The following is a 23,780-nucleotide window of genomic DNA, read 5'->3' as shown; positions in this document are numbered from 1 at the left end:
TTTTGAGATATTTTTTAGCGTTTTTTATTGCGATATTTATATGCGGATGTGGCTATAAACCAGTTTCAAAGATCTCGCAGGATTTGGTTGGAGATAGAGTTTATGTTGATGTTATTATCAGCAAAGAAGAGCCAAAAAATAGTGTCTGGATAAAAGATGCAGTAAAAGAAGGTATGGTCGCAAGGCTGCATAAATCACTATCAAGCAAAGATAGCGCTGATACTTCGATAATTGTCTCTGTGCAAAATTTAACCTATGAGGCGATAATCTATGATGAATATGGCTATATTACATCGTATAAAGCTTTTTTAATTCTAAATTATAAAACCAAATTTAAAGATGGTCGTGTCATAGATATACCTGCTACTGGCGAGTATGATTTTAGTGTGGCAAGACGTCAAAAGAGCGTAAGATACGCAGATAGTGTTCTTAGTGATACTCAAAAGTATGAAGCTATAAAAGAGGCTTCAAAAGAGGCGTTTGATGAGTACATCGCAAATTTAGCTGTAAAAGGATATAAAAATGGCAGCAGTAACCGTTAGTCAAATAGTCAAGGAGGCCTTGAGCGAGATAAAAGATCGCCATTTGATGCTAACGCCAGAAAATTACACCGAAGTTTATAATGAAATTTCTAAAAAATATGGCTTTACTACCGAAGAGAGCAAAAAGATAGAAAAATATATCTCAAGGCTTGGTGATGACTATAAAGCGCAAGCTATAAGTCTTCATATAAAAACGGTTGATGAGTTTGTAGCTTTTATGACAGCTAGGCTCTCTCATGGTGCTAAAAATGGCACAGCCCAAGTGGTCGATGATAAAAAGTTAAAGTCACTAAATGCCTTTGCAAGAAGAATTCTCCAAGCCATCTCTATGCTTCACAACAAAGATGCAAAAGCTCTAGCAGAGCAGGGTATGCAGCTACTTGCTAGAAGATATGATGAGAAAAATCTTGAAGAGATGTGCCTTAAATGGTTTGACTTTGTAAGCTCTTACGATACTGAATTTTTGGACTTTTTGAAATATTACGGCGTGAGAGACTTTGACGATCTAAAGACTATGAGCGCTGAGCTTGAGAAATTCTTATCTCAAAAAAATGAAAATGCAGAAGAAAACGCTTTAGTTGAGCTTTTAAATTTTGCCCTTGAGCCTTCTATCACAAAGGAGCTTAGCGAGGAGCTTGGCAACATTAGAAGTGTTTTAAAGCAAAATCCACAAAGCCTAAATAGCAAAGAATTTCAAGATAAGATAAAAGGTTTTGTCGATCGCAGGATAGAAGAAGATAGAACCGAGATCATCGAAAAGGTTGGCTCATTAAACAACATCTTGCAAAGCATAGGCGAGAGGATTTCAGATATCGCAGCTAGCTCTCAAAGTAGCTCAGCTAAGGTGCAAAGCATCAAAAATGATCTTAAAAATGTAAATTTAAATGCAAATAGCATCGATCATGTAAAGAGCATGCTTATCGAGATCGCAGGTGCCTTGGAGATCGAGAGTAAGGAGCTTGGCCTTGAGATGAACAGCAAGCAAGCTACCATTTCTGAGCTTCAAAATAGGGTCACAAGCCTAGAAAAAGAGCTTGAAGCTGCTAAGCTTGAGAGCAAAGAGGACTTTTTGACAAAAGTTGCTACAAAAAGAGCTTTGATGAGTGAAATTCAGCGTATCGAAGAGGCCTATAAACGTTACGGCACGGACTATTCGATCTGCTTTGTTGATATCGACTTCTTTAAAAAGATAAACGATACTTACGGCCACGAAGCTGGCGATGTGATCCTTTCAGCCGTGGCTCAGGTGCTTAAGAAAAATGCTAGAAAGGTTGATTTTGTCGGTAGATATGGTGGCGAAGAATTTGTCATTTTGCTACCAAGTACGAGCCTAAAAGATGGCGTGAGATTTGGCGAGAAGCTAAGAAGCATGATCGAAAATTTCAAATTTATCTATAAAAACGAGCGCATCAAAGTTACCATTAGCTCTGGTGTGGCGACAAGAAGTGCAAATTTAAGTGACACGATGACACTTGAGGGCGCTGATAAGATGCTCTATCTTTCAAAAGAGGGCGGCAGAAACCAAGTCATGCCAAAGATAATCGAGGAAAAATGAGCCTAGCGAAATTTCTTGACGGCAAGCCACTTTACTACAAAGAGATCGACTATGGCAGGATCATAAGGGCTTATGATACGATCAAAGGTCATCTAAAACCTTTTAAGATAATCCACATCATCGGCACAAATGGCAAAGGTAGCACGGGCCGCTTTTTAGCGCAAATTCTAAGCCAAAATGGTGCAAAAGTAGGGCATTACACGAGCCCACATATATTTAAATTTAACGAGCGATTTTGGCTAAATGGCGAGGTCGCTAGCGATGAAATTTTAGAGGTGGCTCACGAGCGATTACAAGCTCTTTTGAGTGATGAGTACAAGATAAAAACGAGCTATTTTGAGTATATGACGCTGCTTTCTGCGGTGCTTTTTGAGGGTTGCGACTACTTTGTCTGCGAGGCTGGTATGGGTGGTGTGCTGGACGCGACAAATGTCTTTGAAAAAGAGCTAAGCATCTTTACTCCGATCGGCTTTGATCACACGGCGATACTGGGAAATAGCATAGAAGAAATTTCACGTACCAAATTTGAAGCCATGGGCGCAAGAGCGGTTTTGAGTAACGATATGAACGAGGCAAGTATCGCTATCGCAAAAGAGATCGCTAGCGAGAAAAAAGCGCTTTTAAGCTTTCCAAGAGAAATTTTAACCAAAGAAAATTTAAACGAGATCGCAAACTATGCAGATAAATTTAACCTACCAGAGTTTTTGCGCTCAAATTTAACTCTAGCCTACGCCGCGGCTAAAATTTTAGATAGCAGCATAGATATCAAAAAGCTTGGCTCTTTATCGCTTCGTGGTAGATGTGAAAAGATTGATTCAAATTTATACGTTGATGTCGGTCACAACGAGCTTGGCGCAAAGGCTGTGGCTAAGAAATTTAGCTCTGATGAATTTAACGGCAAGAAGATAACGCTAGTTTATAACTCATTTTTAGATAAAGATTTCAAGGCGGTCTTAGCAGCTCTAAAGCCAGTCGTTGAGAGCGTGCTGCTTTATCACTACCACTGCGAGGGCAGAGAGCTTGGCGGAGAGCTCATAAACAAAGCGCTAAATGAGCTTGAAATTTCGCATAGAGAGTTTGAGTCAAGCGATATGAATGATATAAAAGAGGCAAAAAACGGCAAAATTTACCTAGCATTTGGCTCGTTTCACCTAGCCGAAGCCTTTTTAAAAGAGTACTATGCAAGCAAAGGTCTATGAGTATCTTTTAACACACGCCCCAAAAATTCTCATCTGCGAAGATGATAAAGAGGCGGCGCTCTGCGCTGATGCGGCCAGTTTTGCTGGCTTTAGCGCCTTTAAACTACCTGATTTTAGAGCTAAAAAAGGCGATGATCTAAGAAGCTTTAACGAAGAGCTTTTTGAAATTTCATCCGTGCTTAGCAAATACTATAAATTTGATGGCAAAAAGATCATCATAAGCCCATTTAGCACGCTTTTAAACCCACTTCCAACGCAAAAAAACCTAGAAAGCTCAACGATCAAGTTAAAAGATAGTCTAAATTTAAGCGAATTTGCCGACTTGCTCATACGATTTGGCTACGAGTGCGTCGATATCGTTGAGAGCGTTGGCGAGTTTAGCATTCGTGGCGAAGTGATCGACATTTACGGCGTAAATATAGACGACCCTATTAGAATTTTACTCTTTGGCGATGAGGTGGAGAGCATCAGAAACTACAATACCGCCACGCAAATTAGCAACAAAAATGAGCTAAGCGAAGCTGAGATCGTGCCATTTATCGCAAATTTGAGCAAAGATGAGTTTGAAAAAGTGAGCCAAAAGATCGAGGATATGCAAAGCGATGCTTTGGTGAGTGATCTAAATTCACTTGGATTTTGGGCGATAGATAGCTTTAGCGACTACTTAAAAGATTTTGACTCAAAGCTTGTTAAAAAGATCGATTTTGAAATTTATGATACGCCTGAGGAGAAATTTAAGGGCATTGAAATTTTGCCTGAGCCAAAGGTCTATAAAGATTTAGAAGTTACTTTAAATTTTGACTTTTTTGAGCTAAACAAGAGTAAAAGTATAACCGTTCTTTCAAGAAATGAGGGGCTTTTTAAGGGTTATGAGCTTGATGGCTTTGCCAACGTAAAGCTTGAAATTTCGCCCCTTGTAGTAAATTTAACCTCAAATGACAAGATCGTAGTATCACTAAATAAATTTGAGAAAAAAAGGCGAGTAAAACGCTCAAGCCTCGTGGTCGATGAGCTAAAAGTAAATGACTACGTCGTGCATGAAGATTATGGTATAGGCAGATTTTTGGGGCTTGAAAAGATCAAGGTTTTGGGCGCGACGAAAGAATTTGTAGTAATTGCCTACCAAAATGACGATAAGCTTCTTTTGCCAGTCGAGCATCTAAATTTGATAGATCGCTACATCGCGCAAAATGGCTCTATGGCGGTGCTTGATCGCTTGGGTAAGGCAAATTTTGCCAAGATAAAAGAGAAGGTTAGAGAAAAACTCTTCGCGATCGCTTCAAAGATCGTGGCGATGGCGGCAAAAAGGGAGCTAATCGCAGGTAAAATTTTACAAAAAGAGGATATCTCTTATCTAAATTTCGTCCAAGACGCTGGCTTTTCATATACGAGCGACCAGCAAAAAGCGGTAAATGATATAAAAGATGAGCTAAAAAGCGGCAAGGTGATGGATAGACTGCTTAGCGGCGACGTGGGTTTTGGTAAGACTGAAGTTGCGATGAATGCCATATTTACCTGCATAAAATCAGGCTTTAGCGCATTTTTCTTTGTGCCAACGACGCTTCTTAGCTCGCAGCACTACAAGACGCTAAGCCAGAGATTTAGCAAATTTGGCATAAAAGTCTTTAGGCTGGATCGCTTCTCAAGTGCCAAAGAAAAATCAAGCTTGCAAAAAGCGCTAAAAGAAAATGAGCCCATAGTTTGCGTGGGAACGCATGCACTTCTTGGCGTAAAGGCTGAAAATTTAGGGCTTATCGTCGTTGATGAAGAGCATAAATTTGGCGTTAAGCAAAAAGAGCAACTAAAAGAAATTTCTCAGCACTCACACATCTTAAGTATGAGTGCCACGCCGATACCAAGAAGCCTAAATATGGCGCTTAGCAAGATAAAAACATATAGCATTTTAGCCACTCCGCCAAGCTCGAGGCTCGATGTGAGAACAAGCGTGAGAGAGTGGGACGAGAAGGTCGTCAAAGAGGCTATCATGCGTGAGCTAAGACGCGGCGGGCAGACCTTTTACATCCACAACCACATCGCAGACATCGAGCAGACGGCAAATGATCTAAGAAAAATTTTGCCAAAGCTTAGAATTTTAATACTTCACTCAAAGATAAATGCGAAAGTCACTGAAGATGAGATGATGAAATTTGAGCGGGGCGAGTATGACTTGCTGCTTTGCACCAGCATCGTTGAAAGCGGCATCCACTTGCCAAATGCAAACACCATAATCGTAGAAAATGCTAATAAATTTGGCATGGCTGACCTGCACCAGCTCCGTGGTCGCGTTGGCAGAAGCGACAAGCAGGCATACTGCTACTTTTTGGTGGAAGATAAAAACGCCATTAGCAAGGACGCGCTAAAACGACTTGTGGCACTTGAAGGCAACTCATTTTTGGGCGCTGGCTCGGTGCTAGCTTATCACGACCTTGAGATAAGGGGTGGCGGTAACATCATCGGCGAGGCGCAAAGCGGTCACATCGAGGCTATCGGCTACTCGCTATATCTAAAAATGCTAGAAGATGAGATCAACAAGCTTCTTAATCAAGACTCCGCAAAGCTTGATAAGATCGATCTAAAACTTAGCGTAAGCGCCTTTTTAAATCAAGAATTTATAAGAGAAGATAGGCTCAGGCTTGAAATTTATAGACGCCTTAGCAAGTGTAAAGAGGTGAGTGAAGTCTATGAGATACAAAGCGAGCTTGAGGATAGATTTGGCAAGATAGATACATTTACAAAGCAGTTTTTAGACCTTATCATCATCAAAATTTTAGCCCTAAAAGCTGGCATAAAGACGATCTCAAACAGCGAACAAAATATACTAATAACAAAAAATGATGACGAGAAGATCAGGCTAAAGTCACGCAGCAAGGACGACGACGATGTTTTGGCTGAAATTTTGGTCTATCTAAGAAAGGATAAGAAATGATAGATTGGGGCGTGAAATACGCAGCGATTTATAAGAGCACAAAAGGGATGCTAAAGCCGGTTGAGGATATCGATTTTGTCGATATCGACTCACTTTATGGGCTAGAGAAACAAAAAGAAATTTTGCTAAAAAATACTAGAAATTTTATAGCGGGCGACGAGGCAAATCACGTGCTTCTTTGGGGCGAGAGAGGATGTGGCAAGTCAAGCCTTGTAAGGGCTGTTTTTACTAAATTTTATAAAGAGGGACTTCGCATCATTGAGATTGGCTGCGAGGATCTAAAATACCTTGGCGACATCATTGATGAGATCAGAAAAAGTGAGTTTAAATTTATCATTTTCTGCGACGATCTAAGCTTTGAAAATGGCAGCAATGAGTATAAATTTCTAAAGCCTATCATGGATGGCTCTATCCAAAAGCCGCCAAAAAACGTCCTTTTATACGCCACATCAAACCGCCGCCACCTAATAAGCGAGTTTAAAAGCGAAAATGAAAACTCAGAGCTGATAGACGGAGAAATCCACTACAGCGACGCAGCTCAGGAGAAAATTTCGCTCTCAGACCGCTTTGGTCTTTGGATCAGCTTTTATCAAGGCAACTATGACGAGTACCTAAAAATGGTTGATTTTTACTTTAAAGACTACGCTGGCGACAAAGATGAGCTTCACACGCTTGCTAAAAATTTCGCTACCCTTAGAGCTAGCAGAAGTGGCAGGACTGCAAAACAGTTTTACCTAACTTTTAAAGAAAATTTAAAATGAGATCAACCGATCTGTTTTTAGCTTTGCTAAATCACAAAAGTAGAAATTTTGATGAGCTAAAATGGCCAGGCGAGGGCACTTTTGAGGTTATTTTGGGTGCTATTTTAGTGCAAAATACCAACTGGAGAAACGTTGAAAAAGCGCTGGATAATCTAAAAAAAGCGAGCAAAGATAGCCTGCAAGGCATTTGCACGCTTGAAAACAGCGAGCTTGCCACTCTCATAAAGCCAAGTGGCTTTTACAACACAAAGGCAAAACGGCTAAAGACGCTTTGCCTAGCCATAAAAAATGAATTTGGTGACTTTGAAAACTTTAAAGAAAACGTAGGTCGCGAGTGGCTCATAAGCGTAAGAGGCGTTGGCGCAGAGACTTGCGACGCGATACTTGCTTATGCTTGCGGCAAGCCTTACATGGTCGTTGATGCTTATGCGCTTAGGATAATGGCATATTTTGACTACATTTTTGAGAGCTACGACGAGGCAGCTGAGTGGTTTAGCTCGCTTGATTATGATGAAATTTACAAATTTCTTGATAGCGAGAAATTTGACGAAACTGAGGTTTTAAAGCTCTATCATGCACTTATTTTGGAGTTTTGCAAAGAGAATTTCAAAGGCAAGATTTTAAGCCAAAACGGACGAGAGGTGCTTGATAGCATTAAAAACTAAATTTTTATTTTAAATTTAGCGCAAATTAGGACTTTTTATGTTTTATTTTAAATTCTATGCTAAATTTACGAGAAATTTATTTTAGGAGGAGTGATGATCTACGATAACATCGTAAAAACGATCGGTAATACACCTATCGTAAAGGTTAAAACAGGTGCTGACGAGGCTGAAATTTACGTAAAATTAGAGTTTTTTAATCCAGGCGGCTCTGTAAAAGATAGGATCGCATTTAATATGATCACAAAAATGCTAGCTGATGGCACGCTAAAACATGGCGACACTATTGTTGAGCCAACAAGCGGAAATACAGGTATCGGCGTAGCTATGTGTGGTGCTGCGCTTGGCTTTAAAGTGATCCTTTGCATGCCTGAGAGCATGAGTATCGAAAGACGCAAGATCGTTGCTGCATATGGCGCTCATCTTGAGCTAACTCCTGCAGCTGGCGGTATGAAAGCAGCGATCGCAAGAGCTACTGAGCTAGCTTCTCAGCCAAATCACGTAATGCTAAGCCAGTTTGAAAACAAGTATAACCCACAAGCTCACGAGCTAACAACAGCTGCTGAGATCGTGGCTGATTTTAGCAAGCTTGATGCCTTTGTAGCAGGCGTTGGCACAGGCGGCACGATAAGCGGCGTGGCAAAGGTTCTAAAAGAAAAAGGCTATGACACTAAGATTATCGCAGTAGAGCCTGAGGCATCACCAGTTTTAAGTGGCGGTAACCCAGGACCACATAAAATTCAAGGCATCGGAGCTGGATTTTTACCAAATACAATGGATATGAGCCTAGTTAGCGAAGTAGAAAAAGTAAGCAACGATGACGCACTAAACGCAGCTAGAGCGATCGCAAAGAGCGATGGCTTGATGATAGGCATAAGTGGCGGCGCTTCTTACGTGGCTGCAAAAAGAGTGGCTAAAAGACTTGGCGCTGGCAAAAAAGTGCTTTTCATAGCTCCAGATAACGGCGAGAGATACCTAAGTACAGAGCTTTACGGAGCGTAAAATATGTGGGAGAGTCTAAAAGAGCTAGTCCAAACCGTCCGTGAAAAAGACCCATCGGTGCATAGTTGTTGCTTTTTGGCGATACTTATAAACACTCCTGGCATCCATGCGGTTTTATTTCACAAAATTTCTCATTTTTTATATGAGAAAAAATGGTTTTTTCTAGCTAGACTCATCTCGCAAATAGCAAGATTTCTAACAGGCATCGAGATCCACCCAGGAGCAAAGATTGGTAGGAGATTTTTCATAGATCACGGCATGGGCGTGGTTATCGGCGAGACGGCTGAGGTCGGTGATGATGTGATGATGTATCATCAAGTGACACTTGGCGGCACTGGCAAAGAGTGTGGCAAGCGCCATCCGACCGTTAAAAATGGCGTGACTATCGCCGCTGGCTCAAAGATACTTGGGGCTATAACGATCGGCGAAAATGCTAAGATCGGTGCGAACTCAGTTGTGCTAAAAAACGTCCCAGCAAACGCAACTGTCGTTGGCATACCTGCAAGAGTTGTCAGGGTAAATGGGACAAAATTTGAGCCAGAATTTATCATTTAAAATTTAAATTTACCCTCACTGCACCATAAAAATGCAAATTTTTGATACAGCAAATTTACTATCCATAATGTTGCCAGCGTTTTTTAGCTTTGTGCTGCCTATTATAATATTTGTCATTTTGATAAATTTAATGGCGAAATTTATAAGACGAAAACTGCATCAAAAATCTTACGTAAAATTTAACCAAAGAAATATAGCTGATATGTTTAGCGCAAAAGAGATAGCAAAGAAATTTGGCAAAAACGCAAAAGATGTAAATGAGGTTTTATTAAATTTAGGCTTCATAAAAAAATGTGACAACGGCTACAACGTGACAGATGCTGGCAGATACTATGGCGGCATGCAAAACTACTACATGGGTAGGGCTAGCGTTAGGTGGAATGAGAGGATAGTTTATAACGAAAATTTCGTAGATGAGATAATGAAAAATACCGCAAAAACGGCCAAAGAAGAACAAAAAGAAGACTTTAGAGAGAAATTTAAAGCTGAATACCGAACAAACGACGGTCACTATGTAAGAAGTAGGGCAGAGCTAGTTATAGCAAACTGGCTTTTTGCTGAAGGCATGGCTTATGAAAAAAGAGTGCCGATAAAAGAAGATGTCTATTGTGACTTTTATATACCAAAAGGCAAGATCTATATAGAATTTTGGGGCTTAGAAGATGATGAGGCGTATATAAAAAGAAAAGAGCAAAAGATAGAGCTTTATAAAAAATATGGTCTAAATTTAATAGAGATAGATAACGACAAGATTGGTAATTTAGATGACTATCTGCCAAAAGAGCTTTTGAAATTTGGTGTGAGTTTAAATTTGTAGAAAAAGGGGCGAGCGCCCCTGTGATTATTTTAAAGTTTGGATGTATTCAGCTACTGCTTTTGCATCTTCATCGCTCATTGGAGTAGCGATAGGTTTCATCATAGCACCAAGACCAAATTTATTTGCTCCTGTTTTGTAGCCTTTTAGAGCTGCTTCGATAGCTGCTGCATCAAGTGATGTTAAAGCTGGAACTTTGTTGTTGAAAACTTTTTCAGCTTTAGCGCCATGACAGGCAACGCATTTTTTATAGATAGTAGCGCCATCTGCAGCGAAAGCAGCAGTTGAAAGTAGTGCTGCAACACTTGAAACGATTAGTAGTTTTTTCATTTGTCATCCTTTTTAAAAAACGTGCCGGCATTATAATACAAAAATGTAAATTTGCAAGGGGCGGGTTAAAATATTTTGGCTATAATCACCAAATGATAAAAGAAACAGCCAACAAAGCACTTTTTTTAGACCGAGACGGCGTCATAAATGAAGACGCTGGATATGTTTGCGAGATCAAAGACTTTAAATTTATTGATGGCATTTTTGATGCGCTAAGAGAATTTGCTAAGGCTGGCTACAAGCTCTTTGTCGTGACAAATCAATCAGGCATCGGCAGGGGCTACTACACGCAGGAGCAGTTTGACGCTCTAAACAAATTTATGCTTGAAAGCTTTAAAAAAGAGCAGATTTTTATCACCAAAGTCTATTTTTGCCCGCACGCTCCAGAGCAAAAATGCACCTGCAGAAAACCAAATCCAAAAATGATACTTGATGCTTGCAAAGAGTTTGACATAGACCTTGAAAACTCGCTAATGATAGGCGATAAGTCAAGCGACGTCGAGGCTGGCAAAAGAGCTGGTGTGGGCAAAAATTTCTTGCTTGATGGCATAAATTTCAAAGATGTAAGAGATGTTTTAAATAAGCTAAAAAAGGAAAAATCACTATGAATTTAAACGGGAAAAAGATGGTTATAACTGGCGGCGCTGGCTTTATCGGCTCAGCCTTGGCGCACTATTTTGATGAAAACTATAAAGACGCTCACGTGCTTGTCGTGGATAAATTTAGAAACGACGAGACATTTAGCAACGGCAACTTAAAAAGCTTTGGCCATTTTAAAAATTTACTTGGCTTTAAGGGTGAAATTTACGCTGGCGATATCAACGACCCTAGCACGCTTGAGAAGATAAAAAACTTTCGTCCAGACGTCATCTACCACGAAGCAGCGATCTCAGACACGACCGTAAAAGAGCAAGACGAGCTAATAAAAACAAATGTAAATGCCTTTGTAAATTTGCTTGACATCTGCGAGAGTTTGGGCGCAAAGATGATCTACGCTAGCTCAGGGGCGACTTATGGCAACGCAAAGAGCCCACAAACCGTTGGTGAGTGCGAAGCGCCAAATAATGTTTACGGCTTTAGCAAGCTAAGCATGGATAATATCAATAAAATTTACGCAAAGCGCGGCGTAAGCGTGGTTGGACTGAGGTATTTTAACGTCTTTGGCAAGGGCGAGTTTTTCAAAAATAAAACCGCCTCGATGGTGCTTCAGTTTGGACTTCAAATTTTAGCTGGCAAGACACCAAGGCTCTTTGAGGGCAGCGACCAGATCAAACGCGACTTTGTCTATGTAAAAGATATCATTGAGGCAAACATAAAAGCGCTTGATGCGCCAAGTGGCGTCTATAACGCAGCTACTGGCAAGGCTAGAAGCTTTCAAGATATCGCTGACATCTTGCAACGCGAGATCGGCGTAAATTTAGGCAACGAATATATAAAAAACCCATTTATCGGCTCTTATCAGTTTCACACAGAGGCCGACGTAGCCCCAGCTCGCGAGGCATTTGGCTTTAGCGCTACTTGGAGCTTAGAAGAGGCGATAAAAGACTACTTGCCAGAGATAAAGAGAATTTATAAGGAAGAGCTAAATGGCTAAGAGAGTTAAAATTTTAGTCGTCGGTGATCTCATGCTGGACCACTATATCTGGGGCAGTTGCGAGCGCATCTCGCCTGAAGCGCCTGTGCAGGTCGTAAAGATAAATAACGAAACCTACACGCTTGGTGGCGCTGGTAACGTGGTGAGAAATTTACTCTCTCTTGGCGCAAACGTGAGCGTGGCTAGCGTCTTAGGAGATGATGAGGCCGGCAAAAAGATAAAAGAGAAGCTTGCTGAGCTAAATGTAAAAGATGAGCTGATCCTCACCGAAAAAGGGCGCGAAAGCTCGATAAAAAGCCGCATCATGGCATCTCATCAGCAAGTTGTCAGGATCGATAAAGAGAGCGTTGTTAAGATAAATTTAGAAGACGAGCTCATCTTAAAGGTCAAAGAAAATCTTGCAAATTTCAAGGCTGTCTTGCTAAGTGACTACGGCAAGGGCGTGCTTAGCGAGAAGGTCTGCCAAGAGATCATAAACGAGTGCGTGAGGCTAAAAATACCAGTTCTCATAGACCCAAAAGGCAGCGACTACTCAAAGTATAAAAATGCAACCCTTCTAACGCCAAATAAAAAAGAGGCGAGCGAGGCTACAAATTTAAAGATAAAAGACAAGGCCGAGCTTGAAAAGGCGATAAAACAGTTAAAAGACGAGCTAAATTTGACCTATTCGATCATCACGATCTCAGAAGAGGGCATCGCGCTATATGATGACAAATTGCATATCTTTGCTGCAAAAGCAAAAGAGGTCTTTGACGTCACTGGCGCTGGAGATACGGTGCTTGCCACACTTGGCTATATGCTGGCAAACGGGGCTGATATAAAAGAGGCGATAAAGATAGCAAACCTCGCAGCAGCCGTCGTCGTGGCAAAGATAGGTAGCGCAACGGCTAGCTTTAGCGAGATCGAACAGCTGCTGAATAGCTCATTTGGGGCAAATTTCGAGCACAAGCTTAAAAGCGTCGAGGAGTTAGAGGAAATTTTGAGCCAAAAGGGCAAGAAAAAGGTCGTTTTCACAAATGGCTGCTTTGATATCTTGCACGCTGGACACGTAAAATACCTAGCGCGCGCAAGGGAGCTTGGCGATCTTTTGGTTGTCGGGCTAAACTCGGATACTTCAGTTAAGAGACTAAAAGGCGAGGCTAGACCTATAAACTCGCAAGATGATAGAGCCTGCGTGCTAAGTGGGCTTGGATTTGTAGATTATGTCGTGATATTTGATGAGGATACGCCATTAAATTTAATAACAAAGATAAAGCCTGACGTGCTTGTAAAAGGGGCTGACTACAAGGGCAAAGAGGTCGTTGGCAGCGAGATAGTAAAAGAGGTCAGGCTGATTGACTTTGTCGAGGGCAAAAGCACAACAGGGATAATAAAAAGGATAAAAGATGCTAAAAACGATGATAAAAAATGAGCTCGAGGCTCACCAAAAGACCTTTAACGAGCATGTAAATTTGATAGGTAGCTTGGAGCGTGCTTGCCAGATGGTGGCTGATACGCTAAAAAATGGCAAAAAGGTGCTAATATGCGGTAACGGCGGCTCTGCGGCGGACGCTCAGCACTTTGCAGCCGAGCTAACTGGCAGATATAAAAGCGAGCGTCAAGCGCTCCCTGGCATCGCGCTAACTACTGATACTTCGGTACTTACGGCCATTGGTAACGACTACGGCTTTGACTATGTTTTCTCACGCCAGTTTGAGGCCTTAGCTCGCTCTGGCGACTTGCTCGTAGCGATCTCAACGAGTGGCAACAGCAAAAATATCCTTGAAGCTATAAAAAGTGCCAAGAAAATGGGCGTATCAGTGCTTGGACTTAGTGGTAAAGGTGGCGGCGCGATGAATGAAGGTTGCGATCTAAATTTAGTCGTTGGCTCAAGCGATACTGCAAGAATTCAAGAGTCGCACATATTTTTTATACACACGATCTGCCAGGCCGTAGATGAGGCTTTTAGGGGCTAAAATGCAAGAAGCGATGGATAAATTTTTAAGTGATCCTTGCCAGCAAAATGAGATAAATTTGATATCGGCTTTAAAAAAGGCCACTTTTTTTGCTCCGGTGCTTTTAAACCAAGCGCTTGCAAAGCCTGATGGTGGCGTAGTTTATGAAGAAGAGGGCTCAAATATTAAATTTATCCTCCTTGAAGATGAAAGCGAAAAGCTTAGCTATTTTCCGGCATTTACTAGCAAAAAGTCGATGAAGCTTTGGCGAAACGACAGCGAGCAAGAAAGCATAGAGATAGGGCTAAAAGAGTATCTTGCGATGCTAAAAGAGAGCAGTTATGCTGGCGTCGTAGTGGATGCTTTTAGCTATGACTTTGTGCTAAAAAGAGAGCTGATAGAGAAAATCCTCGACTAGTGCGTAATAAAATTTATAAAATTTTACGCATTATTTTATGCAAACGGCTTTGATGAGGTAAATTTAGACTGCTGGCTTGTTTAAAATTTACGAGCTGGCTTTTGCTGCGATCGGCGCTGATTTATAAATTTGGCTTTTTGGACGCGTTTATTAAATTTGATATTAGAGGCGAGTTGAGACTAAATTTTGCATGAGAGTTTAAATTTAATGAACCACAAAATTTATTAATTTTTAAATGCTTATTGGCTGAAAATTTCAAATTTTGTATTGAAAGATCAAATTTATATTTTGGCATTCTAGCGATGCGCAAATTTAGTTTTTGCTAGAGAGATTGATAACCACATAAGCTAAGACTAAATTTTACAACTGAACTTAAATTTAATGAGCTACAAAATTCATTATCTTGTTTATGAAACTTAGTTTCATATATAGAATTTACATTTTAATGGCTTACAAGTAATATGAATATTGTTAAGCCGAATTTCTATACGCGATTTCAAAGCTGCAAGAGTGCTAAGAATTTTAAATTTGAGGCTAAAGATCGGGCAGCTATCCTGCAACAAAGATATGTGGATAAATTTAGAGTTTTTACTTGAGAAATTTATATCACAGATAGTTTTTGGGCTGTTTTAAAACAGCTATGAAGTTAAATTTATTCAATGATGCTTTAAATTTGACTTTTGGTATAGAAAATTTGCAGGTTTAGTGCCACATTTGCCAAGGTTGAAGCGGGCATTTACCTGAAAACCTGAGTAAATTTGCTACTTAAGGCTTTAAATTTTTACTCATCAGATTAAATTTGTAGTTTTAAGCACTATAAACTTTAAATTTGCTCTTTTGTGGGTCAAATTTATTGCCTTTTACTATAAATTTAAATGCAAAAGTAGTTTATGTTTGAGAAAAATATCCAAAACCAAATTTGCAGTTTTTTTCTAAATCCTAATTGATGCTCTAGCTTGAAAGTTGGAACAAAATTTAGTTTTAAACTAGCCTTTAGCAGATCAAATTTATAGCCCAAAATGCTCTATTTGCTAAAAAATTTAGAAAGATTTTCTATTTGAATGCTCTTTGTAAATAAATAGCCCCTATTTATCGCTGGGAGCTTTAAAATTCTAGCCTTTTCTTTAAATATTTTTGGCATTACGGCTTTGTAAAATGGCGTCACCAAAACAAATTCATCAGCGTAGCCAACGGCGATCTTGCCACTTAGCACCACGCTTGTTTGCTTTGCTAAATTTGCACTTAGCTCATCTTTTTGAGCCTTGCTTAAAAGCACATTTAGCTCTTTTGCCGCCATATCGACGCCCCGAACCACGTTACTATCATTTTTTATAATGAAAATTTCATCATCTATCTTTGTGATATTTGGCAGCAGGTTTTGCCTATCAGCCTCCAAAAACTCAAAGCTTCTTTTCACGCCGCTAAAATACTCGTTTAAAAACGGCTCACTAAAATTTAGTCTCACAAAGCTTCTTTTAAGCTTGCCATCTAAATTTGTCTCATCGACAAAATAGCGCAAACCTCGCTCGTCAAGGTAGTTTTGAAGCTCTTTTTTGCGTGAATTTAAAAGCGGTCTAACTAGCCAAAAGTGCCCTCTCCTCTCAAGCTCGCTCATACCAAAGAGCTCTTTTAGTCCAGCGCCCTTGCCAAGCTGCATCAAAAACCACTCAAATTTATCATCAAACTGATGAGCTAGGATCAAATTTTCATAGCCATATTTTTGGCAAATTTCTCCAAAAAACTCATACCTCGCCTCACGCGCATTTTTTTCAAAATTTGACTTACCTAAATTTACGCTTTTTATGTAGATTTTTTTGTCAAATTTGCTGGCAAGCTCTTTGGCGCTTTCAACTTCAAATTTACTCTGCTCTCTGGCGTTGTGATCGACTATGGCTAGATCAAATTTAACCCCAGCCTCTTGCAAAATGTAAAAAAGTGCGGTGCTATCGATGCCGTGCGAGAAGGCAAGCAGGTTTGCGCCCAAGCTTAGCCTATCAAGTACATTTTGGCTTATCATTTTGCTTTTTTGACGATGGTGGCGACTAGTTTTTGATCAACCACATCACTAACCTCGCAAAGGTAGAGCGAGCCGATCTCAAGCTCTTTTACGTCGCTTTCATTGATCAAAATTTCGCCGTCTATATCTTTGTCCCAGATATCTTTTTTGGCAGCGTAAAACATCTCGCCCTCGCTGCTAATGCCCTCAAGCGATGCGTAAATTTGCTTGCCAAGCTCTTTTTGCAAGCTCTCATTTATCGCTTTTTTGGTGATCTTTTCTATCTTGCTTAGCCTTTTTGAGATGATCTTAGCTGGGATTTGCTCCATTTCAAAAGAGGCTGTGTCTTCTTCTTTTGAGTAGGCAAAGGCGGAAATTCTATCAAATTTAAACTCTTCTAAAAACTCGCAAAGCTCCTCAAAATCCTCCTCGCTCTCGCCTGGATGTCCCACGATGACGCCAGTTCGTAAAAACGAATTCTCGGCATTTCTCATCAAATTTAAAAGCTCTTTTATCTTTTTAGCGCCACTTCCGCGCTTCATTATCTTTAGCATATTTTCGCTGATGTGCTGGATAGGCATGTCAAAGTAGTTGTGAAAGATAGGCGAAGCGATGATGCGCGAAATGAGCTCCTTGCTGGTCGTGCTTGGGTAAAGATAAAGTATCCTAGCACTCCTTACGCCTTCTATCTTTTCTATCTCGTCTATTAAATTTATTAGCCCGTCGCTAACGCCATGATCGCGCATATATGAGCTTGAGTCTTGGGATAAAAAGCTAAAGTCGTAGTAGCTTTTTTTGACTAAATTTTTAACTTCATTTACGATGTTTTCAAGCGAGCGTGATTTTAGCTTGCCCTTAAATGTCGGTATCGCGCAAAAGCTGCATTTTTGGTTACAGCCCTCTGAAATTTTGATGTAGGCGTGGTAGTTTGAGCCAGTTATCACACGCTCTTCGTTTGCTTGCAGATAAGTCTGCGGACTAAATAAATTTTGCTTTTTCAAGATGATCTCGTCGATCTTGTCATAATCCGCCACGCCAGTAAAGAGATCGACCTCTGGTAGCTCTTTTATAAGTTCATCTTTGTAGCGTTGCATAAGACAGCCAGTCACTACCAGCAAAGAGCCATTTTTACGAGCTTCGTGCATCTCAAGTATGGTTTGGATGCTCTCTTCTTTGGCGGATTTGATAAAGCCGCAGGTATTTACGATGATGACGTCGGCGTCGCTGATATCGTCCGTGATATCGTAGTTTTGCAAGCGCCCTAGCATGATCTCTGAATCAACTAAATTTTTATTACAACCAAGCGAGATAAGATGAAGTTTTGGCATTTTTAGATCCAGATGTTGTCTATTAGCCTAGTTTTGCCAACATAGGCGGCTACTAAGATTATTGTATTGCCTTTTTCTACCTTTGAAATTTCATTTAAATTTCTATCCGTAACCGCGACGTAATCAACCTTTAAAGGCTCTAAAACTTCTAGCATATTTGCCTTGATCTCGCTTGCGTCTTCTTCGCCGTTTTGGATCAAATTTAGCGCTTTATTTAGTGATCTTGAAAGCCTTAGCGCGTTGCACTTATCTTCGTCGCAGATGTAGATGTTTCTGCTTGAAAGTGCTAGGCCGTCTGGCTCTCTAACGATATCGCAAGCTACCAGCTCGATGTTTAAGAAAAATGTCTTTATCATATTTTGCACGATGATGAGCTGTTGGGTGTCTTTTTTGCCCATATAGACGCTATTTGCACGAGTTAGGCGAAATAGCTTGTTTAGCACTCTTAAGACGCCATCAAAGTGACCAGGTCTAGTTTTGCCCTCTAAGATGGTCGAAAGCTTCTTTGGAGCGACGATGAGCGGCTCATCTTCAAAGTAAAGCTCGTTAGCATCTGGTATAAAGATAGCGCTAACGCCGTTTTGCTCGCAAATTTGGATGTCGCTTTGCTCTTTTCTTGGGTATTTGTCCAGATCCTCGCCTGGTAGAAATTGAGTTGGATTTACAAAAGTTGAGACGATGCTTGTCTCATTTTGGCTCACACATTTTTTGATGAGGCTAACGTGTCCGTCGTGAAGTGCGCCCATTGTCGGCACAAAACCGATCTTACCACTTGCATTTTGGACAAAATTTTCAAGCTCTTTTATAGTTCTTATGATCTGCATATTTGACTCTTTTTATCTAAATTTTAACTTGGCATTGTAACAAAAAAGGATTAAAAGGGCGTAAATTTAAAAATGTAAGCAACTTTTGGCTAAAATCGGCAAAAATTTATGGAGAAAAACTTGGATAGTTACGAATACAACGAGCTTTTAAAGAAGCTACAAACAAAAGTTGAAAACATAGGCTCTATCGTAAAGCCTGACGAGATAAAGGCTAGGCTAAAAGAGATTGAGGCGACCGAGCAAGACCCTGACTTTTGGCAAGATATCGCTAAAGCTGGGGCGCTAAATAAAGAAAAGACAAAAATTTCAAATATGCTTGCTAAATTTAGTGATGCTCATCAAGCAGTTAGCGACGCAAAGGAGCTTTTTGAGCTAGCAAATTCTGAAAATGACGAGGAGACTATAAATTCTCTCTTTGAAGATGCTAAAAATTTAGATGAAAAGATAGTAAATTTAGAAATTTCTATGCTTTTAAGTGGCGAGGATGACGGCAAAAACGCGATCGTATCGATACACCCTGGAGCTGGCGGCACTGAGAGTAATGACTGGGCGAGCATGCTTTATAGGATGTATCTTAGATTTTGCGAGCGTGAGGGCTTTAAGGTTGAGACTTTAGACTTTCAAGAGGGCGAAGAGGCGGGACTAAAGGATGTGAGCTTTATCGTAAAAGGCGAAAATGCTTATGGATATTTCAAAGCAGAAAATGGCATCCACAGGCTCGTTCGCACAAGCCCATTTGATAGCGCAGGACGCCGCCACACGAGCTTTTCTAGTGTTATGGTAAGCCCTGAAGTAGATGATGATATAGAGATCGAGATCGAAGAGAAAGATCTAAAGATAGACACTTATAGGGCTAGTGGAGCAGGCGGTCAGCACGTAAATAAGACCGAGTCAGCCATCCGCATCACGCATATACCAACTGGCATCGTCGTGCAGTGCCAAAACGACCGCAGCCAGCACAAAAACAGAGCCACAGCGATGAAGATGCTAAAGTCGCGTCTTTACGAGCTTGAGCTGATGAAGCAGCAAGAGGCGAGCAACAGCGTCGAAAAGAGCGAGATCGGCTGGGGTCATCAGATAAGATCATATGTGCTTTTCCCGTATCAGCAAGTAAAAGACAACCGCAGCGGCGAGGCATTTTCACAAACTGACGCGATACTTGATGGTGATATCAAAAAGATGATAGAGGGCGTTTTGATCGCTCAAAAGGCTGAGGTGTAGTAAATTTTAAAGAGATGAGAGCTAAAATTTCATCTCTTTTAGCTTCGTGCAAGCTTCTTCTTTGCCATGGTAGCAAGCCTCATCAAGATAAATTCTAGCTTTTTTATAGTCATTTTTGCCTAGGTAGATAAGCCCTAGATCATAGCTAGCCTCGCTTGAGCCAAGGCTAGTTGCTTTTTCATAAAAATATATCGCTTTTTCTAAATTTTTATTGACCCCAAGGCCGTACTCGTAGATATATCCAGCGCTTCTTAGTCCGTCTATGTTGCCGTATCTGCCAGCTGTCTCAAACCAAAAAAGTGCCCTTAAGATATCCTTGCTAAAGCCTTTGCCGTCACGAAAACAAACGCCAGTTTGCTGCATGGCTAGGACGTTGCCATCTTTTGCGTAGTCATAAAATCTCTTGCAAGCTTTTGGGTAGTTGCCTTCATTATATAGATAGATGGCGTCTGCTATCTGCTCTACTTCAGGATCAAGTGGTGGCTCGCTAAGACCTAAATTTTGCGAAATTTGCTCTGCTGAACAGCCCCAAAATAGCAAAATGCTAAATAGAAAAATGATAAATTTTTTCATATTTGTCCTTGAAAATTTAGGCGATTTTATCGAATTTTATCTTATAATGATCGCAAATTTAAGCAAAAAGGAACGATATGGATCATAACGCACTTTTGACACAGCTTGGCTACAACATAGATGAAACGACCACTGAGCATATGCGTAGAATTTTAAATAACACTGACGGCCTTTTGCCAAAGAGTGTGATCGAGCTAAACGATCATCTAAAGCCGCACCTTTGCTTTGTAGCGATGAGCGGGAGTGAGGATAGGCTAAAGATAAAAAACGTTGCAACCGTCAAAGAGATAAAAGAGCGTGTTGATGAGATCATCAAAAGCTGGGCAAATAAATACAAAATGGATATCAAAAAGATAAACGAAACTACATACTACATAATGGGAAAAATTAAATGAAATATGACATAGTTATTATTGGATTTGGTAAGGCTGGCAAGACGCTAGCTGTAAAGGCTGCTGCGCTTGGCAAAAAAGTCGCGCTAATCGAGAGATCGCCGAAGATGTATGGAGGCACTTGCATAAACGTGGGCTGCATACCGACAAAACGTCTAATCACAGCTGCAAAAGAGGCGATATATGCAGACAATAGCGTTGAAAACGAGTATTACACGCTTAGCATCGAAAACAAAAATAAGCTAATCTCAGCTTTAAATTCTAAAAACTATGCGATGCTAAATGATAAAGAAAATATCGACGTGATCGATGGCGTTGGCTCGTTTAAAGATAAAAATAGCGTCCTAGTTACAACCTCAAGTGGCGAGCAAAAAGTCGTTGAAGGCGAGTTTATCATCATAAATACTGGCTCAAAAGAGGCGTATGCGCCATTTGAGATAACAAACTCAAACGTCTTTTCAAGTAAAACCTTGCTCGATCTAAAAACTATGCCAAAGCATCTTGTCATCGTTGGTAGCGGATTTATCGGCATAGAGTTTGCATCGATGTTTGCAAATTTTGGCTCAAAAGTGACCATCGTTGGACGCTCAAAACTGCTAAAAAACGAAGATGAAGATATCGCTAAAAGCGTAAAAGATGCGTTAAACGTGCAAGGCGTCGAAATTTTAGAGGGCTGCGAGATAGAGAGCCTAAAAGATAATGCGTTAAATTTCAAACAAGACGGTGAAGATAGGCTCATTAAGGCAGATGCGTTCTTAGTAGCGCTTGGTAGAGTGGCAAATTTAGATGATCTAAATTTAAAAGCAGCTGGTGTTGAGCTAAATGAAAAAGGCTTTATAAAGACAAATGAGCGCCTTCAAACAAATGTGTCAAACATCTACGCAGTTGGCGATGTGCGCGGCGGAGAGCTTTTTACCTACACTAGTTTGGATGATTTTAGGATAGTTTTCTCGCAAATTTTTGGCGATAAAAAGCGCACCACACAAAACAGAAGCATCCATGCAAACGTGCTATTTACCGACACTCCGCTAGCAAGAGTTGGCGTAAATGCAAAAGAAGCTAGCAAGCTTGGGCTAAATTTCAAAGAACTAAAGCTTAGCATGGCAGCAGTGCCAGGAGCAAAGGTGCTAAATCACGATGTGGGCATGCTAAAAGCGATCGTTGAAGCAAGCAGCGGCGAAATTTTGGGGGCTAGCTTTCACTGCATCTACGCAAATGAGATCATAAATGAGATCGCGATCGCTATGAATTTAAAAGCAGATGCAAATTTCTTTAAAAACCAAATTTTCACTCATCCAAGCATCAGCGAAGCCCTAAATGACTTGTTTGGACAATACTAAAAGGACAAAAATGAAAAAATATCTACTACTTTTAACTGCTCTATTTTTCACAGGCTGCTTAAACGTGATTGGCATTGGAGAGACGCCAAAGCAAGATGACTCATGGCAACAGCCAAAGGACGAAAAGGTGGTGCAAAACAAAGAGCAAATTTCTAAAAATGCTATCGATCTTTTAACACCAAAGTGCGAAAGCGGCGATGCTGAAGCGTGCAACGACTTGGGCGTAAATTTTGAGCTTATGAAAGAGTATGACAATGCCTACGCAAACTACAAAAAGGCTTGCGATGCGAAGGTGCAGCTTGCTTGCTCAAACCTTGGCATGCTCTATGAAAACGGCCTTGGCGTGAAAAAAGATCCAAAAAAAGCGGTCGAAATTTACAAAGATAGCTGCAACAGTGGCGGTGTGCAAGCTTGCTACCACCTAGGCAACGCCTACCGCAAGGGCGAGATCGTAAAACAAGACTACTATTTAGCGATGGAAGCCTACACAAACGCTTGCAACGCTGGGGATCTGCCAAGCTGCGCAAATATCGGCGCGATGTATGAGCTAGGTCTTGGTATGAACAAGGACGAAAAGAGAGCTTATGGGATTTATAAAGTCGCTTGCTTTCGTGGTCTAAACAAGGCATGCCCACAGATGAAAAGACTTGGCGCAAAGCTTGGCATGTGAGTAGGAAAATAAGTGAAAAAAGTTTTAAATTTTGGGCTTATCGTAGCTGCTAGCTTTATGCTAAGTGGCTGCTGGTCGTGGCAAAAGATGGTGAGCTTTGGCTTTTGGCAAAGTGATGAGGAGGTTAGGGCGGAGCGTCTTGAGCTTGAAAAAGAGAAGATGGTGCAAAACTGCGAGAACGGAAATAGCATCGACTGCAACAACCTAGCTGTAAATTTTAGTAACGAAAGGGACTTCGTAAAGGCAAAAGGCTACTACGAAAAGGCGTGCAACTCTGGGCTTGCAACGGCGTGCTCAAATTTAGGTCAAATTTATGAGCAAGGGCTAGTTGATGAGCAAAAAGATATCGAAAAGGCTCTAAAGCTTTATAAACTAGCTTGCGACAGTGGCGACGGCGTTGGCTGCTACAACGAGGCTATGGGTCTAAAATCCTACATCGAAAGCGAAAATTTAAAAACTCATAAGATAGATAGAAACAAGGCTGAGGCTAGGGTTTTAAAGCTTTTGGCAAAGAGCTGTGAGCTTGAGTATGCTCAGTCGTGCTTCTTGCTTGCAAAGCTAAGCGGTGATGAAACAAAGGCAGATGCACTTTACAAAAGAGCCTGCCAACTTGGCAAATGCGTGGATAAAAAGTAAAAATTTGTGTAGCTTAAATTTATAAAAGCTACACAAAGTTAAATTTAATTTGCTCCGCTAAGTCTATATCCCACGCCTGAGATGTTTTTGATGAGGTCGGCGTCAGTTTTTGCTCTTATCTTTTTGATAGTCATTCTAAGCGCTTCGTTGCTCATCGATTTTTCGCTCCAGACATAGTTTTCTATCACTTCGTAACTCACCACTTTTTCTATATTACTCACGAGCAAAAAGAAGAGTTTTGCCTCATTTTTTGGCATCTGCACCTCTTCACCATTTTTGAAAAGCTGCTTGCTCTTCATATCGTATTCGTAAATTTCTTTAAATTTGATCATGCTTTCAAAAATATCTTTTGTCGCCATTATGATCGTGGTTTGAAGCTCTTTACATAGTTTATAACCTCGCTTTGTGTGCCAGCATCTGCGTGTAAGAGCTTGTTTGGCACCTTAGCAGAGATGGCTCTAGCTTTTTTATATCCAAGTATTTGCTAAGAAGCGGTGCAGTTTTAAAT

26 protein-coding genes are annotated in these 23,780 nt (G+C 40.7%); 20 read left to right on the top strand and 6 right to left on the bottom strand.

The window, feature by feature from the left end:
• Positions 1-2 precede the first annotated feature (2 nt).
• From lptE to UNSWCS_RS12525, 9 genes are all read left to right on the top strand, one after another.
• Positions 3-542 (top strand): LPS assembly lipoprotein LptE, encoded by a 540-nt coding sequence (lptE, locus tag UNSWCS_RS06930; protein WP_021087926.1) that lies wholly within the window; start codon positions 3-5, stop codon positions 540-542.
• Positions 523-2,097 carry a GGDEF domain-containing protein gene (locus UNSWCS_RS06925; RefSeq protein WP_021087936.1) on the top strand — a complete coding sequence of 525 codons (1,575 nt, stop codon included), beginning with the start codon at positions 523-525 and terminating at the stop codon, positions 2,095-2,097. Before lptE ends, UNSWCS_RS06925 begins: the two co-directional genes overlap by 20 nt.
• Positions 2,094-3,296, top strand: coding sequence for a Mur ligase family protein (locus UNSWCS_RS06920; RefSeq protein WP_021087881.1), 1,203 nt, complete (start codon positions 2,094-2,096; stop codon positions 3,294-3,296). Before UNSWCS_RS06925 ends, UNSWCS_RS06920 begins: the two co-directional genes overlap by 4 nt.
• Complete coding sequence (gene mfd / locus UNSWCS_RS06915) at positions 3,277-6,222, top strand: transcription-repair coupling factor (RefSeq protein WP_021087912.1); 2,946 nt, start codon at positions 3,277-3,279, stop codon at positions 6,220-6,222. Before UNSWCS_RS06920 ends, mfd begins: the two co-directional genes overlap by 20 nt.
• Positions 6,219-6,983, top strand: a complete 765-nt coding sequence (locus tag UNSWCS_RS06910; RefSeq protein WP_021087922.1) for an ATP-binding protein — start codon at positions 6,219-6,221, stop codon at positions 6,981-6,983. The genes mfd and UNSWCS_RS06910 overlap by 4 nt, the downstream gene beginning before the upstream one ends.
• Complete coding sequence (locus UNSWCS_RS06905) at positions 6,980-7,648, top strand: endonuclease III domain-containing protein (protein WP_021087914.1); 669 nt, start codon at positions 6,980-6,982, stop codon at positions 7,646-7,648. Before UNSWCS_RS06910 ends, UNSWCS_RS06905 begins: the two co-directional genes overlap by 4 nt.
• Before the next feature lie 93 nt (positions 7,649-7,741).
• Complete coding sequence (gene cysK, locus UNSWCS_RS11845; RefSeq protein WP_021087886.1) at positions 7,742-8,647, top strand: cysteine synthase A; 906 nt, start codon at positions 7,742-7,744, stop codon at positions 8,645-8,647.
• Positions 8,648-8,650: 3 nt separating this feature from the next.
• A complete protein-coding gene (epsC, locus tag UNSWCS_RS11840; protein ID WP_002941946.1) occupies positions 8,651-9,202 on the top strand; it encodes a serine O-acetyltransferase EpsC in 552 nt (183 codons plus the stop codon).
• A 31-nt stretch (positions 9,203-9,233) separates the two neighbouring features.
• Positions 9,234-10,019 carry a hypothetical protein gene (locus UNSWCS_RS12525; protein WP_021087917.1) on the top strand — a complete coding sequence of 262 codons (786 nt, stop codon included), beginning with the start codon at positions 9,234-9,236 and terminating at the stop codon, positions 10,017-10,019.
• 24 nt (positions 10,020-10,043) lie between these two features.
• On the opposite strand, the gene UNSWCS_RS06885 is transcribed toward UNSWCS_RS12525, so the two are convergent.
• Entirely contained in the window at positions 10,044-10,346 is a 303-nt protein-coding gene (locus UNSWCS_RS06885) for a c-type cytochrome (protein ID WP_009294052.1), read from the bottom strand.
• 92 nt (positions 10,347-10,438) lie between these two features.
• On the opposite strand from UNSWCS_RS06885, the gene gmhB reads away from it, so the two are divergent.
• The 6 genes from gmhB to UNSWCS_RS12665 all read left to right on the top strand — a co-directional run bounded on the left by gmhB (position 10,439) and on the right by UNSWCS_RS12665 (position 14,925).
• Positions 10,439-10,954 carry a D-glycero-beta-D-manno-heptose 1,7-bisphosphate 7-phosphatase gene (gene gmhB / locus UNSWCS_RS06880; RefSeq protein WP_021087943.1) on the top strand — a complete coding sequence of 172 codons (516 nt, stop codon included), beginning with the start codon at positions 10,439-10,441 and terminating at the stop codon, positions 10,952-10,954.
• Positions 10,951-11,940 (top strand): ADP-glyceromanno-heptose 6-epimerase, encoded by a 990-nt coding sequence (rfaD, locus tag UNSWCS_RS06875; protein WP_021087915.1) that lies wholly within the window; start codon positions 10,951-10,953, stop codon positions 11,938-11,940. Before gmhB ends, rfaD begins: the two co-directional genes overlap by 4 nt.
• The gene (gene rfaE1 / locus UNSWCS_RS06870) at positions 11,933-13,351 is read left to right on the top strand and encodes a D-glycero-beta-D-manno-heptose-7-phosphate kinase (protein WP_021087928.1); all 1,419 of its coding nucleotides are present in this window, start codon (positions 11,933-11,935) and stop codon (positions 13,349-13,351) included. The genes rfaD and rfaE1 overlap by 8 nt, the downstream gene beginning before the upstream one ends.
• Positions 13,326-13,895, top strand: a complete 570-nt coding sequence (gmhA, locus tag UNSWCS_RS06865; RefSeq protein ID WP_021087888.1) for a D-sedoheptulose 7-phosphate isomerase — start codon at positions 13,326-13,328, stop codon at positions 13,893-13,895. Before rfaE1 ends, gmhA begins: the two co-directional genes overlap by 26 nt.
• Before the next feature lies 1 nt (position 13,896).
• Positions 13,897-14,292 carry an SseB family protein gene (locus UNSWCS_RS06860; RefSeq protein ID WP_021087951.1) on the top strand — a complete coding sequence of 132 codons (396 nt, stop codon included), beginning with the start codon at positions 13,897-13,899 and terminating at the stop codon, positions 14,290-14,292.
• Positions 14,293-14,802: 510 nt separating this feature from the next.
• On the top strand, positions 14,803-14,925 hold the full coding sequence (locus tag UNSWCS_RS12665) for a hypothetical protein (protein ID WP_021087948.1): 123 nt from the start codon (positions 14,803-14,805) through the stop codon (positions 14,923-14,925).
• Positions 14,926-15,316: 391 nt separating this feature from the next.
• On the opposite strand, the gene tilS is transcribed toward UNSWCS_RS12665, so the two are convergent.
• The 3 genes from tilS to panC are packed head-to-tail and all read right to left on the bottom strand — an operon-like array spanning position 15,317 to position 18,440.
• A complete protein-coding gene (gene tilS / locus UNSWCS_RS06855) occupies positions 15,317-16,309 on the bottom strand; it encodes a tRNA lysidine(34) synthetase TilS (RefSeq protein WP_021087894.1) in 993 nt (330 codons plus the stop codon).
• The gene (gene rimO / locus UNSWCS_RS06850) at positions 16,306-17,616 is read right to left on the bottom strand and encodes a 30S ribosomal protein S12 methylthiotransferase RimO (RefSeq protein ID WP_021087899.1); all 1,311 of its coding nucleotides are present in this window, start codon (positions 17,614-17,616) and stop codon (positions 16,306-16,308) included. The genes tilS and rimO overlap by 4 nt, the downstream gene beginning before the upstream one ends.
• 2 nt (positions 17,617-17,618) lie before the next feature.
• Positions 17,619-18,440 carry a pantoate--beta-alanine ligase gene (gene panC, locus UNSWCS_RS06845; RefSeq protein ID WP_021087941.1) on the bottom strand — a complete coding sequence of 274 codons (822 nt, stop codon included), beginning with the start codon at positions 18,438-18,440 and terminating at the stop codon, positions 17,619-17,621.
• Between the two features lie 120 nt (positions 18,441-18,560).
• On the opposite strand from panC, the gene prfB reads away from it, so the two are divergent.
• A complete protein-coding gene (gene prfB, locus UNSWCS_RS06840; protein WP_021087952.1) occupies positions 18,561-19,661 on the top strand; it encodes a peptide chain release factor 2 in 1,101 nt (366 codons plus the stop codon).
• Positions 19,662-19,682: 21 nt separating this feature from the next.
• Here the strand turns inward: prfB and UNSWCS_RS06835 are convergent, their stop codons facing one another.
• Entirely contained in the window at positions 19,683-20,234 is a 552-nt protein-coding gene (locus UNSWCS_RS06835) for a tetratricopeptide repeat protein (protein ID WP_021087954.1), read from the bottom strand.
• A 77-nt stretch (positions 20,235-20,311) separates the two neighbouring features.
• On the opposite strand from UNSWCS_RS06835, the gene UNSWCS_RS06825 reads away from it, so the two are divergent.
• From UNSWCS_RS06825 to UNSWCS_RS06810, 4 genes are read left to right on the top strand one after another with little or no spacing between them, the layout of a single operon-like run.
• Positions 20,312-20,629 (top strand): hypothetical protein, encoded by a 318-nt coding sequence (locus UNSWCS_RS06825; RefSeq protein WP_002941809.1) that lies wholly within the window; start codon positions 20,312-20,314, stop codon positions 20,627-20,629.
• Positions 20,626-21,966: a dihydrolipoyl dehydrogenase family protein gene (locus UNSWCS_RS06820; RefSeq protein ID WP_021087907.1), complete on the top strand. Its 1,341-nt coding sequence runs from the start codon at positions 20,626-20,628 to the stop codon at positions 21,964-21,966. The genes UNSWCS_RS06825 and UNSWCS_RS06820 overlap by 4 nt, the downstream gene beginning before the upstream one ends.
• Before the next feature lie 10 nt (positions 21,967-21,976).
• On the top strand, positions 21,977-22,636 hold the full coding sequence (locus UNSWCS_RS06815; RefSeq protein WP_021087929.1) for a tetratricopeptide repeat protein: 660 nt from the start codon (positions 21,977-21,979) through the stop codon (positions 22,634-22,636).
• Positions 22,637-22,648: 12 nt separating this feature from the next.
• Positions 22,649-23,272: a tetratricopeptide repeat protein gene (locus UNSWCS_RS06810; protein ID WP_021087896.1), complete on the top strand. Its 624-nt coding sequence runs from the start codon at positions 22,649-22,651 to the stop codon at positions 23,270-23,272.
• A gap of 44 nt (positions 23,273-23,316) precedes the next feature.
• Here the strand turns inward: UNSWCS_RS06810 and UNSWCS_RS06805 are convergent, their stop codons facing one another.
• Positions 23,317-23,631 carry a winged helix-turn-helix domain-containing protein gene (locus UNSWCS_RS06805; protein WP_021087913.1) on the bottom strand — a complete coding sequence of 105 codons (315 nt, stop codon included), beginning with the start codon at positions 23,629-23,631 and terminating at the stop codon, positions 23,317-23,319.
• Between the last annotated feature and the right edge of the window lie 149 nt (positions 23,632-23,780).

The sequence above is a fragment of the Campylobacter concisus UNSWCS genome (assembly GCF_000466685.1).
GTDB lineage: Bacteria > Campylobacterota > Campylobacteria > Campylobacterales > Campylobacteraceae > Campylobacter_A > Campylobacter_A concisus_A.
Note: the sequence above shows the minus strand (reverse complement) of the source record. Positions and strands in the feature narration are given on the sequence as shown.

Bases quoted from the DNA above. Each gene is read 5' to 3' on its own strand.
- UNSWCS_RS06925 (WP_021087936.1), top strand. From the start codon at position 523: ATGGCAGCAGTAACCGTTAGTCAAATAGTCAAGGAGGCCTTGAGCGAG.
- UNSWCS_RS06920 (WP_021087881.1), top strand. From the start codon at position 2,094: ATGAGCCTAGCGAAATTTCTTGACGGCAAGCCACTTTACTACAAAGAG.
- mfd (WP_021087912.1), top strand. From the start codon at position 3,277: ATGCAAGCAAAGGTCTATGAGTATCTTTTAACACACGCCCCAAAAATT.
- UNSWCS_RS06910 (WP_021087922.1), top strand. From the start codon at position 6,219: ATGATAGATTGGGGCGTGAAATACGCAGCGATTTATAAGAGCACAAAA.
- UNSWCS_RS06905 (WP_021087914.1), top strand. From the start codon at position 6,980: ATGAGATCAACCGATCTGTTTTTAGCTTTGCTAAATCACAAAAGTAGA.
- cysK (WP_021087886.1), top strand. From the start codon at position 7,742: ATGATCTACGATAACATCGTAAAAACGATCGGTAATACACCTATCGTA.
- epsC (WP_002941946.1), top strand. From the start codon at position 8,651: ATGTGGGAGAGTCTAAAAGAGCTAGTCCAAACCGTCCGTGAAAAAGAC.
- UNSWCS_RS12525 (WP_021087917.1), top strand. From the start codon at position 9,234: ATGCAAATTTTTGATACAGCAAATTTACTATCCATAATGTTGCCAGCG.
- UNSWCS_RS06885 (WP_009294052.1), bottom strand. From the start codon at position 10,346: ATGAAAAAACTACTAATCGTTTCAAGTGTTGCAGCACTACTTTCAACT.
- gmhB (WP_021087943.1), top strand. From the start codon at position 10,439: ATGATAAAAGAAACAGCCAACAAAGCACTTTTTTTAGACCGAGACGGC.
- rfaD (WP_021087915.1), top strand. From the start codon at position 10,951: ATGAATTTAAACGGGAAAAAGATGGTTATAACTGGCGGCGCTGGCTTT.
- rfaE1 (WP_021087928.1), top strand. From the start codon at position 11,933: ATGGCTAAGAGAGTTAAAATTTTAGTCGTCGGTGATCTCATGCTGGAC.
- gmhA (WP_021087888.1), top strand. From the start codon at position 13,326: ATGCTAAAAACGATGATAAAAAATGAGCTCGAGGCTCACCAAAAGACC.
- UNSWCS_RS06860 (WP_021087951.1), top strand. From the start codon at position 13,897: ATGCAAGAAGCGATGGATAAATTTTTAAGTGATCCTTGCCAGCAAAAT.
- tilS (WP_021087894.1), bottom strand. From the start codon at position 16,309: ATGATAAGCCAAAATGTACTTGATAGGCTAAGCTTGGGCGCAAACCTG.
- rimO (WP_021087899.1), bottom strand. From the start codon at position 17,616: ATGCCAAAACTTCATCTTATCTCGCTTGGTTGTAATAAAAATTTAGTT.
- panC (WP_021087941.1), bottom strand. From the start codon at position 18,440: ATGCAGATCATAAGAACTATAAAAGAGCTTGAAAATTTTGTCCAAAAT.
- UNSWCS_RS06835 (WP_021087954.1), bottom strand. From the start codon at position 20,234: ATGAAAAAATTTATCATTTTTCTATTTAGCATTTTGCTATTTTGGGGC.
- UNSWCS_RS06825 (WP_002941809.1), top strand. From the start codon at position 20,312: ATGGATCATAACGCACTTTTGACACAGCTTGGCTACAACATAGATGAA.
- UNSWCS_RS06820 (WP_021087907.1), top strand. From the start codon at position 20,626: ATGAAATATGACATAGTTATTATTGGATTTGGTAAGGCTGGCAAGACG.
- UNSWCS_RS06815 (WP_021087929.1), top strand. From the start codon at position 21,977: ATGAAAAAATATCTACTACTTTTAACTGCTCTATTTTTCACAGGCTGC.
- UNSWCS_RS06805 (WP_021087913.1), bottom strand. From the start codon at position 23,631: ATGGCGACAAAAGATATTTTTGAAAGCATGATCAAATTTAAAGAAATT.